The sequence below is a fragment of the Pseudomonas sp. BO3-4 genome, from assembly GCF_034044115.1.
Classification (GTDB): domain Bacteria; phylum Pseudomonadota; class Gammaproteobacteria; order Pseudomonadales; family Pseudomonadaceae; genus Aquipseudomonas; species Aquipseudomonas alloputida.
In genome coordinates this window covers 4576030-4590703 of record NZ_CP139018.1, presented here as the reverse complement: position 1 = coordinate 4590703, position 14674 = coordinate 4576030, and the positions used below count along the sequence as shown (strand labels likewise).

The 14674-nt window shown below is 61.6% G+C and carries 10 protein-coding genes and 3 pseudogenes; 6 read left to right on the top strand and 7 right to left on the bottom strand.

Features of this window, described 5'->3' with window-relative positions; genetic code table 11:
• The first annotated feature begins 71 nt into the window (after positions 1 to 71).
• Positions 72 to 821 (top strand): sulfite exporter TauE/SafE family protein, encoded by a 750-nt coding sequence (locus tag REH59_RS21115; RefSeq protein WP_014861689.1) that lies wholly within the window; start codon positions 72 to 74, stop codon positions 819 to 821.
• A gap of 28 nt (positions 822 to 849) precedes the next feature.
• Here REH59_RS21115 and REH59_RS21110 read toward each other — a convergent pair whose 3' ends face one another.
• Positions 850 to 1701: a LysR substrate-binding domain-containing protein gene (locus REH59_RS21110; RefSeq protein WP_128573943.1), complete on the bottom strand. Its 852-nt coding sequence runs from the start codon at positions 1699 to 1701 to the stop codon at positions 850 to 852.
• Positions 1702 to 1797: 96 nt separating this feature from the next.
• On the opposite strand from REH59_RS21110, the gene REH59_RS21105 reads away from it, so the two are divergent.
• Positions 1798 to 2016, top strand: coding sequence for a DUF1127 domain-containing protein (locus REH59_RS21105; protein WP_003252881.1), 219 nt, complete (start codon positions 1798 to 1800; stop codon positions 2014 to 2016).
• A 796-nt stretch (positions 2017 to 2812) separates the two neighbouring features.
• Here REH59_RS21105 and REH59_RS28675 read toward each other — a convergent pair.
• The 3 genes and pseudogenes from REH59_RS28675 to REH59_RS21095 all read right to left on the bottom strand — a co-directional run.
• Positions 2813 to 2919: pseudogene (locus REH59_RS28675) on the bottom strand (3-deoxy-7-phosphoheptulonate synthase); the annotation flags it as partial.
• Between the two features lie 708 nt (positions 2920 to 3627).
• Positions 3628 to 3734: pseudogene (locus REH59_RS21100) on the bottom strand (3-deoxy-7-phosphoheptulonate synthase); the annotation flags it as partial.
• Positions 3735 to 4226: 492 nt separating this feature from the next.
• Entirely contained in the window at positions 4227 to 5573 is a 1347-nt protein-coding gene (locus REH59_RS21095; protein WP_010952895.1) for a class II 3-deoxy-7-phosphoheptulonate synthase, read from the bottom strand.
• Between the two features lie 116 nt (positions 5574 to 5689).
• Between REH59_RS21095 and REH59_RS21090 the strand changes: the two genes are divergently transcribed.
• Both REH59_RS21090 and REH59_RS21085 read left to right on the top strand, forming a co-directional pair.
• Entirely contained in the window at positions 5690 to 6445 is a 756-nt protein-coding gene (locus tag REH59_RS21090; protein ID WP_003247095.1) for a spermidine synthase, read from the top strand.
• Positions 6446 to 6762: 317 nt separating this feature from the next.
• A pseudogene (locus tag REH59_RS21085) lies at positions 6763 to 8476 on the top strand (DEAD/DEAH box helicase).
• A 141-nt stretch (positions 8477 to 8617) separates the two neighbouring features.
• Here REH59_RS21085 and REH59_RS21080 read toward each other — a convergent pair.
• Positions 8618 to 9385: a DODA-type extradiol aromatic ring-opening family dioxygenase gene (locus REH59_RS21080; RefSeq protein ID WP_014859302.1), complete on the bottom strand. Its 768-nt coding sequence runs from the start codon at positions 9383 to 9385 to the stop codon at positions 8618 to 8620.
• Positions 9386 to 9486: 101 nt separating this feature from the next.
• On the opposite strand from REH59_RS21080, the gene REH59_RS21075 reads away from it, so the two are divergent.
• Together REH59_RS21075 and ltrA are read left to right on the top strand one after the other, a co-directional pair.
• Positions 9487 to 10137, top strand: a complete 651-nt coding sequence (locus REH59_RS21075) for a thiopurine S-methyltransferase (protein WP_014859301.1) — start codon at positions 9487 to 9489, stop codon at positions 10135 to 10137.
• A 642-nt stretch (positions 10138 to 10779) separates the two neighbouring features.
• Positions 10780 to 12201: a group II intron reverse transcriptase/maturase gene (gene ltrA / locus REH59_RS21070; RefSeq protein ID WP_265536532.1), complete on the top strand. Its 1422-nt coding sequence runs from the start codon at positions 10780 to 10782 to the stop codon at positions 12199 to 12201.
• A gap of 62 nt (positions 12202 to 12263) precedes the next feature.
• Here ltrA and REH59_RS21065 read toward each other — a convergent pair.
• Both REH59_RS21065 and htpX read right to left on the bottom strand, forming a co-directional pair.
• Positions 12264 to 13456 (bottom strand): IS3 family transposase gene (locus tag REH59_RS21065; RefSeq protein WP_320450349.1). Its coding sequence is split into 2 segments (ribosomal slippage): positions 12264 to 13108 and positions 13108 to 13456, totalling 1194 coding nucleotides; the frame shifts between segments, so codons are not numbered across the junction.
• 103 nt (positions 13457 to 13559) lie between these two features.
• Entirely contained in the window at positions 13560 to 14447 is an 888-nt protein-coding gene (gene htpX / locus REH59_RS21060) for a protease HtpX (protein ID WP_010952899.1), read from the bottom strand.
• Positions 14448 to 14674: the final 227 nt, after the last annotated feature.

Below are 14674 nucleotides of genomic sequence, written 5' to 3'. Positions count from 1 at the left end.
GCTGTGCGTTTCCCCGCCAGCGCACACTCGTTAGCATGCTCGCATTATTGGTACAGGCGGACGAGGCCCTGATGATCGAGTGGTTGTTGTATATCGTGCTGGGCGCTGCCCTGGGCACCATGGGGGGCTTGTTCGGCATTGGTGGCGGGCTGATTGCGATTCCGGCGTTGGGCGTGCTGTTTGGCCTGGACCAGCAGTTGGCGCAGGGGACCGCGTTGGTGATGGTGGTGCCCAATGTGCTGCTGGCGCTGTGGCGGTATCACCAGCGCAACCGCATCGCGTTGCGCCATGCGTTGCCGCTGTCGGCGTGCAGCTTCTTGTTTGCCTGGCTGGGGTCGATCTGGGCGGTGGGGCTTGATGCGCAATCCATGCGCCTGGGTTTTGTCGGCTTCCTGGTAGCCTTGGCGGTGTGGAACGTGGTGCGGATGTTCATGAAGGTGTCGCCGCCGAGTGCCGAGCTGCGTCATGCCTGGCCGTGGCTGGGTGTACTGGGCAGCTTTGCCGGCACCATGGGCGGCTTGTTCGGGGTGGGTGGGGCCGTGGTGGCCACGCCGATCCTGACCAGTGTGTTCGGCGCTACTCAGGTGGTGGCGCAGGGGCTGTCACTGGCGCTGGCGGCGCCGAGTACCTTGGTCACGCTGGTGACCTATGGCGTGCACCATAGTGTTGACTGGGGGGTGGGGATTCCCTTGGCGGTGGGGGGCTTGCTCAGCATCAGCTGGGGCGTGAAGCTGGCCCACGCGTTGCCGGAGAAGGTATTGCGGGCGATGTTCTGTGTGTTCCTGGTGGTCTGTGCGGTGATGCTGGGGTTTGAGCTTTGAGAGGTTGGGGCCGTTTTTCGGCCCCCGATCACTTGAAACCCTCAACGATGTAGTCGGCCATGCAGTCGGTGATTGGCGAGGGGGTCTGCGTACTGCGCACCAGCATTACATTGGCCATGGGCAACTGTGGCAGCCCTTCGCTCTCACCCAGAATGCGGATGTTGCCCCCGATCAGGCTCTGCAGCTGCGCGGTCACTGCCAGCCCGGCGGTGACGATGGCAAAGATTGCCGCCAGGCTTGGGCTGGTGTAGGCAATACGGTAATCGACGCCCTGTGCCTCCAGCGCATTGCAGGTCCAGGCGCGACAGAAGCAGTCGGTGTTGAACAGCGCCACCGGCATCGGCCGCTGTTCGTGCGGGCAAAAGCCTTCTGCCGCGGCCCACACCAGGCGTTCCTGGCGTAGCAACTGGCCAATCTCGTTGCCGGGCTCGCGGGTGACGATGGTCAGGTCCAGGTCCTGGCGCAGCATCAACTGCTTGGACGAATCGCAATGCACTTCCACCTGCACCAGCGGGTAGGCTTGGGCAAAGCTCGACAAGATGGTCGGCAGGAAGCGCATGGCGTAGTCGTCTGGTGTGCCGATGCGCACCAGCCCAACCATGTGTGGCATGCGCAGGGTGTTGAACACCTCGCCATGCAACTTGAGAATGCGTCGGGCATACCCCAGCAGTACCTGGCCTTCGGCGGTCAGCCGCACCTGACGGCCATCACGTTCGAATAGCTGGCGCTGCAGAATGTCTTCTTCCAGGCGTTTCATCTGCATGCTGACCGCTGACTGGGTGCGGTTGACCACTTCGCCTGCGCGGGTAAAGCCGCCTTGCTCGGCAATGGCGACGAAGGTGCGCAGGACGTCCGCGTCGAGGCTCTGGTACTGGGACATTGCATCAATCTCCGAGATGCATTGCATCAGAAACATTCGTTGGATTGATCTTATGCCTGGCGTGAGACTGAGGCCATCAACACGGAGGGCTTCACGATGAAAGGTCATGTCAGCAGCATCCAGCAACCTGCCTTTTCCCTGAGCTACCTGTGGCATGCGGCCTTGCAGCGTCCGGCGCGCTGGCTGCAGTTGTACCGTCAGCGTCAGGAGCTGGCCAGCCTCAGTGATGCAACCTTGCGCGACTTGGGGTTGAGTCGGGCGGATATCCAGCAAGAGGCCGAGCGGCATTTCTGGGATGATCCATTGAGGAAGTGATGCCATGCGTGGCAGTCGCTTCTGCTCCAGCTCCAGCTCCAGCTCCAGCTCCAGCTCCAGCTTTTGCTTTTGCTTTTGCTTTTGCTCTTGCTCTTGCTTTGGCTTTTGCTTCTAAGCGCGCGGTAGTTCAGGCGACGCAGATTGCGACTTCAGGAGGCCGAGCGCAGGGCTTGCGGAGGGAGGTGACGGGCATGGATGTCCGTCAAGCGCTGGGCCCCAGGATGGGGCCTGCAGCGCGGTCCTCCCGGGAGCTAGCCCGGAGCGAGGGGACCCCGGAGCGGAGCGTAGGGGCCGGATGATGGGAGCCGACGGTTTTGGTTACTTTGGCCACGACCAAAGTAACCCGCCGGAAGGGCGGAAAGGTGAATAGGCGCCTACATCGTGAATGAATGTCTACTTGATGTGAAAGCGCACAACCCAAAGGCCCAAAAGCTCAAAAGCTCAAAAGCTCAAAAGCTTAAGCGCTGGTTCTGATCGGGCGTACAGTCCGTTTGCGATGGCGACGCCGACTCACCTTTCCGCCCTTACGGCGGGTCCCTTTTTGTCGTGGCAAAAAGGGACCAAAAACCGTCGGCTCCCATCATCCGGCCCCTACGCTGCGCTCCGGGGTCCCCTCGCTCCGGCCTTGCTCCCGGGAGCACGCGCTGCAGGCCCCATCCATGGGGCCTCAGCGCTTGACGGGCATCCATGCCCGTCATCTCCCTTCGCAATGCCTCCACTCGGCCTCCTGAAGTCGCAATCTGCGTCGCCTGGACTACCGCGCGCCTTAGAAGCAAGCTCAAAAGCGAGAAGCGAATTCGGTGATCGGCCGGCACCGCCGATGCATTCGGTGAGGTTCTGCCCGGTCATCTGGATAAGGATATCGCCGGCATGGCTGCCCTCGGCCTGGTGTACCAGGAAGAACGCCGTTGCTCTTGCTCTTGCTCTTGCTTTGGTTTTTGCTTCTAAGCGCGCGGTAGTTCAGGCGACGCAGATTGCGACTTCAGGAGGCCGAGCGCAGGGCTTGCGGAGGGAGGTGACGGGCATGGATGCCCGTCAAGCGCTGGGCCCCAGGATGGGGCCTGCAGCGCGGTCCTCCCGGGAGCAAGCCCGGAGCGAGGGGACCCCGGAGCGTAGCGTAGGGGCCGGATGATGGGAGCCGACGGTTTTGGTTACTTTGGCCACGACCAAAGTAACCCGCCGGAAGGGCGGAAAGGTGAACAGGCGCCTACATCGTGAATGAATGTCTACTTGATGTGAAAGCGCACAACCCAAAGGCCCAAAAGCTCAAAGCTTAAGCGCTGGTTCTGATCGGGCGTACAGTCCGTTTGCGATGGCGACGCCGACTCACCTTTCCGCCCTTACGGCGGGTCCCTTTTTGTCGTGGCAAAAAGGGACCAAAAACCGTCGGCTCCCATCATCCGGCCCCTACGCTGCGCTCCGGGGTCCCCTCGCTCCGGCCTTGCTCCCGGGAGCACGCGCTGCAGGCCCCATCCATGGGGCCTCAGCGCTTGACGGGCATCCATGCCCGTCATCTCCCTTCGCAATGCCTCCACTCGGCCTCCTGAAGTCGCAATCTGCGTCGCCTGGACTACCGCGCGCTTAGAAGCAAGATCAAAAGCGAGAAGCGAATTCAGTGATCGGCCGGCACCGCCGATGCATTCGGTGAGGTTCTGCCCAGTCATCTGGATAAGGATATCGCCGGCATGGCTGCCCTCGGCCTGGTGTACCTGGAAGAACGCCGTTGCTCTTGCTTTGGCTTTTGCTTCTAAGCGCGCGGTAGTTCAGGCGATGCAGATTGCGACTTCAGGAGGCCGAGCGCAGGGCTTGCGGAGGGAGGTGACGGGCATGGATGCCCGTCAAGCGCTGGGCCCCAGGATGGGGCCTGCAGCGCGGTCCTCCCGGGAGCAAGCCCGGAGCGAGGGGACCCCGGAGCGGAGCGTAGGGGCCGGATGATGGGAGCCGACGGTTTTGGTTACTTTGGCCACGACCAAAGTAACCCGCCGGAAGGGCGGAAAGGTGAACAGGCGCCTACATCGTGAATGAATGTCTACTTGATGTGAAAGCGCACAACCCAAAGGCCCAAAAGCCCAAAAGCGTAAGCGCTCGTTCTGATCGGGCGTACAGTCCATTTGCGATGGCCGCAAGGCCTCCACTCGGCCTCCTGAAGTCGCAATCTGCATCGCCTGAACTACCGCGCACTTAGAAGCAAGATCAAAAGCGAAAAGCGCTCAGCGCCGTACCTGCTTGAGGGTTTCGGCAATCAGGAATGCCAACTCCAGCGACTGATCAGCATTCATCCGCGGATCACAATGGGTGTGATACCGGTCAGACAACGCATCCTCGGTGATCGGCCGGGCACCGCCGATGCATTCCGTGACGTTTTGCCCAGTCATCTCGATATGGATACCGCCGGCATGGCTGCCCTCGGCCTGGTGCACCTGGAAGAACTGCTTCACCTCATCCAGAATCTGCGCAAAATCGCGGGTCTTGTAACCGCTGCTGGCCTTGATGGTGTTGCCGTGCATCGGATCGGAACTCCACAGCACCTTGCGCCCCTCGCGCTCGACAGTGCGGATCAGCCCCGGCAAGTGGTCGCCAACCTTGCCCGCGCCCATGCGCACGATCAGGTTCAAACGCCCCGGGTCGTTGGCCGGGTTGAGCGTGTCGATCAGGCGGATCAGCTCTTCGGGGTTCATGCTCGGGCCAACCTTGACCCCGATCGGGTTGTGCACGCCACGCAGGAACTCCACATGGGCCCCATCGAGCTGGCGGGTGCGGTCGCCGATCCACAGCATGTGCGCCGAGCAGTCGTAGTAGTCGCCGGTCAGGCTGTCCTGGCGCACGAAGGCTTCTTCATAGTTCAGCAGCAGCGCTTCGTGAGCCGTGAAGAAGCTGGTTTCGCGCAGTTGCGGCGCACTGTCCAGGCCACAGGCACGCATGAACGCCAGGGTTTCATCGATGCGATTGGCCAACTGGTGGTACTTGTCGGCGAGCGCCGAGTTGGCGATGAAGTCCAGGTTCCACTTGTGCACCTGGTGCAGGTCGGCAAACCCGCCCTGGGCGAACGCGCGCAGCAGGTTGAGGCTGGCGGTGGCCTGGTGGTAGGCCTGCAGCAGCCGCTCCGGGTCCGGAATGCGGCTTTTGGCGTCGAAACCGATGCCGTTGACGATGTCGCCACGGTAGGCGGGGAGGGTGACGTCGCCGATGGTTTCATCGCCAGATGAGCGCGGTTTGGCGAACTGCCCGGCCATACGCCCCACTTTCACCACCGGGCAGCCGGCGGCAAAGGTCATGACAATGGCCATTTGCAGCAACACCTTGAAGGTGTCGCGGATTTTTGCAGCCGAGAACTCGGCGAAGCTCTCGGCGCAGTCGCCGCCCTGAAGCAGGAAGGCACGGCCTTCGGTGACCTCGGCGAACTGCCGGCGCAGCTCGCGCGCCTCACCCGCGAACACCAGTGGCGGGTAGCTGGCCAGCGTCTGTTCAACCTTCAGCAGGTGCGCGGCATCGGGGTAGGTCGGTTGCTGCTGGATCGGCAGGGCGCGCCAGCTGTCGGGGCTCCACGGTTGGTTCATCTTGGGCTCGGTCTTGTCGGTTGTAGGCTATGAGCCATGGTAACAGTTGGCGCTGCGCTTGTTGCATCAAGGGTGTTGGCGGACAATGCGCGTTTTTGCGCAGGTGGGTGGTGGACATGACGGCGGAACGGCAAGAGCGGCTGCTGGCACGGGTGGAAGATGCGTTTGGCGTCATCAGCGTGTACGAAGTAGACGACTACCGCTTTCTGGAATTCGGCGATGCGATCGAGCAAAGCTGCGTGTTCACCGCCGACCCCAGCTGGCTGGAGTACGACTATACCCGCGCCATGCTGGTGGGGGCGCTGTGCCACGAACTGCCTGAGAGTGCACTGTTTCTGGGCCTGGGCGCCGGCACGCTGACCCAGGCCTGCATGAAGTTCCTGCCGCTGGAAGACATCGAGGCCATCGAGCTGCGCCCGGATGTGCCGCGCCTGGCCATGGATTACCTGGGCCTGGACGACGACCCGCGGCTGTATGTGCGCATCGGCGATGCGCTGGAGCTGCTGCCCACGGCAGAAAAGGCCGACCTGCTGTTCGTTGACTTGTACACCGACCATGGTCCTGGGGTCGGGCACCTGGCGTGGAACTTTCTGGAGAACTGCCAGCAGCACCTGAACCCGGGCGGCTGGCTGGTGATCAACCAGTGGGCCACCGATGATGGCAGGCCGCTGGGCGCGGCGTTGTTGCGCGGGTTGTACCACCGGCATTACTGGGAACTGCCTGTGAAGGAGGGCAATGTGATTTTGCTGGTGCCGGCAGACCTGGAGCAGTCGCTGGACCTGGACGGTTTGAGGGCCCGGGCCGAGGCGCTGGCGCCGCGTTTGGGGTACAGCCTCGAGGGGCTGATCCGCGAGATTCGGCCGGCGACGTGAGTGGCTGACGCGCGCCGACACCGAGCGCGCCAGGCTTCCAGGGATTATCGATTCAGCCTGTCGTGCTTGATGGCCCGATACTGGCCCTGCCTCCATGAAAATATTCCTCACGTACGCGACTATTTCAGGTATAGTACGCGCCGGTCTTTTAGCGGACCTCAAAATCAGGTGGTGCAAATCCTCCGAGTCCAGCTTCGGCTGCGCGTCCGCTAGGCGGACCTTCCCAAGTTTTCTTTTTCAATCGTTTTCGCAAATCCCCGCCGCCAAAGCTGCCTGGGTGACCTGACGGTCTTTCAAGGCATGTGCAGCTTTGGAGCATGGGTCTTTGCGGATGCACCTAGAGGCAGACCCATGACCCAGGAAACCGGCGGCTTCGCCGCTCTCGATCTTAACCCGAACATTGTTGCTGCCGTTGTGGCTACCGGCTACGAAGAGCCGTCCGCCATTCAGCAACAATCGATCCCGATCATCCTCGCCGGTCACGACATGATCGGCCAGGCGCAGACTGGCACCGGCAAAACCGCTGCCTTCGCCCTGCCGATCCTGAACAAGATCGATGTGAGCAAGCGCGAACCGCAAGCCCTGATCCTGGCGCCAACCCGTGAGTTGGCGCTGCAAGTTGCTACCGCTTTCGAAACCTACGCCAAGCAGATGCCGGGCGTGAACGTTGTCGCCGTCTACGGTGGTGCCCCGATGGGCCCACAGCTGCGTGCGATCCGCAACGGCGCGCAAATCGTCGTGGCCACCCCGGGCCGTCTGTGCGACCACCTGCGTCGTGACGAAAAAGTCTTGTCGACCGTACAGTACCTGGTACTGGACGAAGCCGACGAGATGCTGAAGCTGGGCTTCATGGACGACCTCGAAGTGATCTTCGACGCAATCCCGGCTACCCGTCAGACCGTACTGTTCTCCGCTACCCTGCCGTCGTCGATCCGTTCGATCGCCGAGCGTCACCTGCGTGAACCCAAGCACGTCAAGATCCAGACCAAGACCCAGACCGTTACCGCGATCGAGCAGGCCCACCTGATGGTCCACGCGGACCAGAAGATCCCGGCTGTGCTGCGTCTGCTGGAAGTGGAAGAGTTCGACGCGCTGATCGCCTTCGTGCGTACCAAGCAAGCCACCCTGGACCTGGCCGCCGCGCTGGAAGCCAAAGGCTACAAGGCTGCTGCACTGAACGGCGATATCGCCCAGAACCAGCGTGAGCGCGTGATCGACTCGCTCAAGGATGGCCGCCTGGACATCGTCGTCGCCACCGACGTCGCTGCCCGTGGCCTGGACGTACCGCGCATCACTCACGTGTTCAACGTTGACATGCCGTACGACCCGGAATCCTACGTACACCGTATCGGCCGTACTGGCCGTGCCGGTCGCGATGGCCGTGCACTGTTGCTGGTTACCCCGCGTGAGCGCCGCATGCTGCAGGTGATCGAGCGTGTTACCGGGCAGAAGGTTGCCGAAGCGCGCCTGCCGAATGCCCAGGCCGTGCTGGATGCCCGCATCAAGAAGCTGACCTCGAGCCTGGCGCCGCTGGTAGCCGAAGCAGAAGCCACCCACGGCGAGCTGTTCGACCGCCTGACCACCGACCTGGGTTGCAGCGCGCGTGCCCTGGCTTCGGCCCTGCTGCGCAAGGCCACCAATGGCCAGGCGCTGGACCTGGCGGCGGTAGAGCGCGAGCAGCCACTGGTGCCGAGCTTCGCCCCGCGTGGTGAGCGTACCGAGCGCGGTGAGCGTGGCGAGCGTCCTGACCGTGGTGATCGTGAGCGCCGTGCACCGCTGCCGTTGGCCGAAGGCCGCGTGCGTTGCCGTACCGCCCTGGGTGCCCGTGATGGCATCGCTGCCAAGAACCTGCTGGGGGCGATCCTCAACGAAGGTGGCCTAGCGCGTGACGCTATCGGCCGCATCCAGGTGCGCGACAGCTTCAGCCTGGTCGAGCTGCCGGAAGACGGCCTCGAGAAGCTGCTGTCCAAGCTCAAGGACACCCGCGTGGCTGGCAAGCAGCTGAAGCTGCGTCGCTACCGCGAGGATTGATCCTGGCGTAACGAAAAAATCCCCGGCTTAGGTCGGGGATTTTTTTTGCCAGTACCGGCCCTTTCGCGGGCAAGCCCGCTCCTACAGGTACCCCACAGATTTCAGTACCTGTAGGAGCGGGCTTGCCCGCGAAGAGGCCCTTCAGTCGAACCGATAGATGTCCATCCCCAGCGCGCCCAGGGTGAACCCCTGATGCACCACGCCGAACTTGCTCCCGGCCCCGAGGGCAAAGAACAGCGGCAGCAAATGCTCATCACTGGGATGGTTGCGCACCGCAAACGGCGCCTGCTGCCGGTAATCCAGCAACGCCGCCTGGTCATCCTCCTGCAACCGGTCTACCACCCAATCCCTGAACGCCAGCGCCCACGGCTCGATCACATCCGGCCCTGCATGCCAGTCCAGCTCACCCAGGTTGTGGGTAATGCTGCCCGAACCTATCAGCAGTACATCCTCGGCACGCAACCCCGCCAGTGCCTGGCCCACCTTCAGCTGCAGCGCCGGCCCCATGTGGCTGGGCAGTGAAACCTGCACCACGGGAATGCTCGCATCCGGGTACATCAGCGACAGTGGCACCCAGGCGCCATGGTCGAATGGGCGCTGCATGTCCAGCCGCGCGGGTAGCCCCGTAGCCTTCAACCGTTCGCTGACCTGGCCAGCAAGCCCGGGCTCGCCCGGCGCCGGGTACTGCACCGCATACAGGGCTGGTGGGAAGCCGTAGAAGTCATGCCAGGTTTCGGGCTGTGCGCTGCCGGTGACCAGCAGCTCGCGGCTTTCCCAGTGTGCCGACACCACCACGATCGCTTTCGGCCGGGGCAGCGCGTTGGCCAACCCGGACAGTGCCGGCCCGCTGGCGCCGGGTTGCAGGGCAAGCATGGGGGAACCATGGGAAATGAACAGGCTGGGCAGCATGGCGGGGTCCTGAAGGTTAAGATGCAACCATCATCGATTAACTACAGATCGAAATCCAAACCAAGTTTTACCGACAAATCATCTAAAAATCGGGAGTAATCATGGAACCAGCGTTCTGGCAGCAGCGGTGGGCCGATAACCAGATCGGCTTTCACCAGGCGCAGGTGAACCCCTATCTGCAGACGTATTGGCCACAGTTGCAGTTGGCGCCCGGCAGCCGCGTGCTGGTGCCGTTGTGTGGCAAGAGCCTGGACCTGGCCTGGCTGGCCGGTCAGGGCCATCGTGTATTGGGTGTGGAGCTGTCGCGGCGGGCGGTGGAGGACTTTTTCCGTGAGCACGGGCTTGAGGCCGAGGTGCGGCAGCAGGGCGCATTCGAGGTTTGGCGCAGTGGAGATGTGCAGCTGTGGTGTGGCGACTTCTTTGCCTTGCGGGCAGAGGATGTGGCTGGCTGCGTGGGGCTGTATGACCGGGCGGCGGTGATTGCGCTGCCGGTGCAGATGCGTGCGCGGTATATGCAGCTGTTGTCGGGGTTGCTGCCGACAAGCTGCCGGGGGTTGGTGGTGACGCTGGACTATGACCAGTCATTGTTGGCCGGGCCGCCGTTTTCGGTCAGGGATGAAGAGCTGAGGCAGGGGTTTGCGGGGTGGCAGGTGGAGCAGTTGGAGGCTGTGGAGGTGATTGAGGAGAGCCCGAAGTTTGTGCAGGCCGGGGCGTCGAGTTTGTTGGAGCGGGTGTATCAGGTCAGCCGATAAGCAGGTATGGCAGGCTAACCCGGCCCATGTGGGAGCGGGCGCGCCCGCGAAACAGGCGACACGGTAGATGGCACCGGCTTTGCCGGTGTTCGCGGGCGCGCCCGCTCCCACAGAAGGCTGCGTAAGGCCGGTGTCTAGTCCTGAAATAGGTTTACACCTGTTCAGGTAGGCCGACAGGCCTCAAAACGCCTGATGCACCGCATCGGGCGTTTTGTTGTGCGCCAGGCATGGCGCGTTGCGCGTAAGCGCAACCTGCTTGGCTGTGGTGGCCGAGCGGGTGACTTGGAGGTGAAAGTCCTCTACACACCCGGCAAGGGGAAGTGTTAGCCGGAGGCAAGGGTGTCGCGGGCGACTGCGAATCTGAAGGAAGCCCGAGGCAAAATGCTGGCCTGACGAACAGGAAGCGGATCAGGCGGCACAGCGGGGTCAGGCGGCAACAATCGCCAAAGCCCAATACTTGCACGGAGCGCTGTGACGTAAATCCGACAGGTATAAGCAGGAAGGTCGCGCGAATTACCCTGGGAGATCTGCACGCTTGCCATAGTGCTACCGAGCGTCGAGAGGCGACGGGATGAGCGTGCAGAAGTCAGCCGAAGCCGTAGTAAGTGGCGGTTAACCGCGCCACCAAGGGCCGAACAGGTTATGCCGCTAGTAGGCGTCACTGTCTCGTTGGTAGCCGTAATGCAGAAATTTCCTTCAACGGAATCTGTCACTCCGAATCCCGGCCAGAAGCCGAGGGTGATGCCTGACAGTGCAAAGGTGCCGGCGGCGTCAGCGACGTGGACGAACGCGGAGCTGGACACGCTGATGGAGCGGGTGCTTGCACCGGCCAACCTCAGGCGTGCGTATCAACGCGTGGTTAGCAACAAGGGGGCTCCGGGTGCTGATGGCATGACGGTCGCTGACTTGGCGGGCTACGTGAGACAGTATTGGCCAACCCTCAAGGCCAGGTTACTGGCCGGTGAATACCAGCCCCAAGCAGTGCGAGCGGTTGAAATTCCCAAGCCGCAGGGCGGCACACGGCAACTGGGAATCCCCAGCGTCGTGGATCGCCTGATCCAGCAAGCACTGCAGCAGCAGCTCACACCTATCTTCGACCCACTGTTCTCGGACTACAGCTATGGTTTTCGTCCGGGCAGAAGTACGCATCAAGCCATCGAGATGGCTCGTGCTCATGTGACAGCGGGACACCGCTGGTGCGTGGAACTCGATCTGGAGAAGTTTTTCGATCGGGTCAATCACGACATCCTCATGGCCTGCATCGAACGTCGGATCAAAGACAAGTGCGTACTCAGGCTTATCCGCCGCTACCTTGAAGCCGGGATCATGTCGGGCGGTGTCGTCAGCCCACGGCAGGAGGGGACGCCGCAAGGCGGCCCGCTTTCGCCGTTGCTGTCGAATATCCTGCTCGACGAACTCGACCGCGAGCTGGAGCGACGGGGCCATCGCTTCGTACGTTATGCCGATGATGCGAACATCTATGTACGCAGTCCTCGAGCTGGCGAACGGGTACTGGCCAGTGTCGAACGCTTCCTGAATCAACGTTTGAAACTGACGGTGAATCAGAAGAAGAGTCGAGTCGCGAGAGCCTGGAAGTGTGACTACTTGGGCTATGGGATGAGCTGGCATCAGCAGCCAAGGCTGCGGGTGGCAACGACGAGCCTGGGTCGCCTGCGCGACCGGCTCGCAGAGCTGCTACGCGGTGCACGGGGTCGCAAGATGACGAATACCATCGAGCGGATAAACCCTGTCCTGCGAGGCTGGGCGGGTTACTTCAAGCTTAGCCAGAGCAAACGGCCACTTGAGGAACTGGATGGCTGGATCAGGCACAAACTCCGCTGTGCCATCTGGCGCCAATGGAAGCAGCCCTCTACGAGGGCGCGCAACCTGATGCGTCTGGGCTTAAGCGAAGAGCGTGCCTGTAAATCGGTCTGTAACGGCCGAGGCCCGTGGTGGAACTCGGGGGCGCCACATATGAATCAGGCGCTGCCGAAGAAGCTATGGGATCGACTCGGACTGGTCTCGATACTGGATACGATCAACCGGCTTAGCCGCATAGCTTGAACCGCCGTGTACGGAACCGTACGCACGGTGGTGTGAGAGGACGGCGGGTGTGAGCCCGCCTCCTACTCGATTTTCAGGGCCATATGAGGCCGTTCTGTATTGTAAATCTGCACTGCCTCGTCAACCATCTGCCTCGCTTGTTCCAGATCCTCAGGGCTACTCAACAGCAGCTCCATCTTGAGGATTCCGTTGATTCGCTCGGCCAGCGCGTTCTGGTAGCAGTCATACCCATCAGTCATGGAGCACTGAACGCCGTGCCGTTGATGTAGTGACTGGTATAGCGCCGAGCAATATTGGATTCCTCGATCCGAATGGTGGACTAATGGCTGGCGACGACGGCGCTTTCGTAATGCCTGCTTGAAGGCTTGCGCCACTGACTCGGCATGCAGGCTTTCATGGACGTGGTGGCCAACAATCTTCCTTGAGTACGCATCCGTTACCAGGCTCAGGTACAGCGGGCCCTTGCGTGCGGGCAGGTAAGTAATGTCGGCAACCCAGACGTGCTCCGGCCTTGTCGGAACGATCTGACTTGGGCCGGGTTTGAGTAAATTGGGATGGCGGTAGAAGCGATGAAAGCTTTGTGTTGTCTTGTGATAGGCCCGCTTAGGCAGCACTAGCAAACGGCGCTCTCCCAAGACCTGGAACAGCCTATCTCGGCCGACCTGGAATCGTCTGTCAGGTTGGCAATGCAGCAGATAGTGCAGCTTGCGTGTGCCCAGACGAGGCTGGCGTATCCGGATCTGCTGTACAAACTCAACCACCCGGTCTGCCTGGCGTTCTTTGCCATCAGCAACTCGATTGCGTTTGTAGTAAGCCTGTCGACTGATGCCTAGAAACTGACAAGCCCTGGCAATGCTCAGTCCTGCGACTTGACCTTGCGTGAGGACTTGCCGGATCGCTTTTTTACGACCGAGACACCATAGTCATTTTTCAGAACATCAACGACCGTCTCAAAGAATTGGGCCTTCTGGCTCATCAGCTCAAGCTGCTGCTCAAGCTCTTTGATCCGCTGCTCTGGAGTGAGCGTTTTGGGGTCAGACATCGCGCAGCTCCTCTCGTCGCGGATCGAGGCCCCCTGGCTCCAATCCTGCCGACCGTGCTTACGCAACCATACCAGAACCGTCGAGCGACCCTGGATGCCATACCGCACCTGGGCCTGCTTGTAGGTCAGTTCGCCTTTTTCTATCTGATCAACCACCGCCAATTTAAAAGACAGTGAGTAATCACGCTGTGTGCGCTTTACACCTTGCTCCATCAGACTCTCCGGAAATTCGGGATGGGAGGTGTAAACCTTATTCAGGACGGGACACGGGAATAAAAAAGGGCGACCGAAGTCGCCCTTTGTTTTCTCAGGTGAATCAGCCGCGCTGACGCAGGGCCTCGATGCGGTCTTCCAGCGGTGGGTGGCTCATCAGCAACCCGGCCAGGCCGTGCTTGAGGCCGCCATTGATGCCGAAGGCCTTCATGGTGTCCGGCATGTGCACTGGCAGGCCTTGTTCCACGCGCAGGCGCTGCAGGGCGCCGATCATTGCTGCGGTACCGGCCAGCTGCGCACCGGCTTCGTCGGCGCGGAATTCGCGGCGGCGCGAGAACCACATCACGATCATGCTGGCCAGGATGCCAAGGATCAGCTCGGCAACGATGGTTGCTACATAGTAGGCAATGCCTTGGCCCTCTTCGTTCTTGAAGATTACCTTGTCGACAAAGTTGCCGATGATGCGGGCAAAGAACATCACGAAGGTGTTCACCACGCCCTGCACCAGCGCCAGGGTGACCATGTCGCCGTTGGCAACGTGGCCAATTTCGTGGGCCAGTACCGCACGCACTTCATCGGGCGAGAAGCGCTCCAGCAGGCCCTGGGACACTGCGACCAGCGCGTCGTTGCGGTTCCAGCCGGTGGCGAAGGCGTTGGCCTCGTAAGCCGGGAAGATACCCACTTCAGGCATTTTGATGCCCGCTTCGCGGGACAGCTCTTCGACCGTTTGCAGCAGCCACTGCTCGTGGCGGGTGCGCGGCTGGCTGATGATCTGGGTGCCGGTGGTCATCTTCGCCATCCACTTGGAGATGAACAGCGAGACGAGGGAGCCGGCAAAGCCGAACACGGCGCAGAACACCAGCAGGCTGCTGAGGTTCAGGTCGACCCCGTTGGCGGCCATGAACCCGTTGAAACCGAACAGGCTCAGGGTAATGCTTGCAACCAGCACCACCGCGAGGTTGGTGGCTACAAACAACAGAATGCGCATCATGGTTGTTACGTTCTCCTGACGGATGAGTTGTCGCTTACTGCGGGGTATATAAGGGGCCTGCCGCGCCGATTCAATCGGGGGACTATTTCAAACTGTGTACGGCGGAGTATGGCAGAGGATGGCGTGGGGGCTGTGGGATAGAGCGTTGCAGGATGTAAGAAACATTCGGCTTGGGGGTTGCGTCAAGGCCGCTGGGTGTTTGCCGCAAGGGGTGTGGCGCCTGTGAG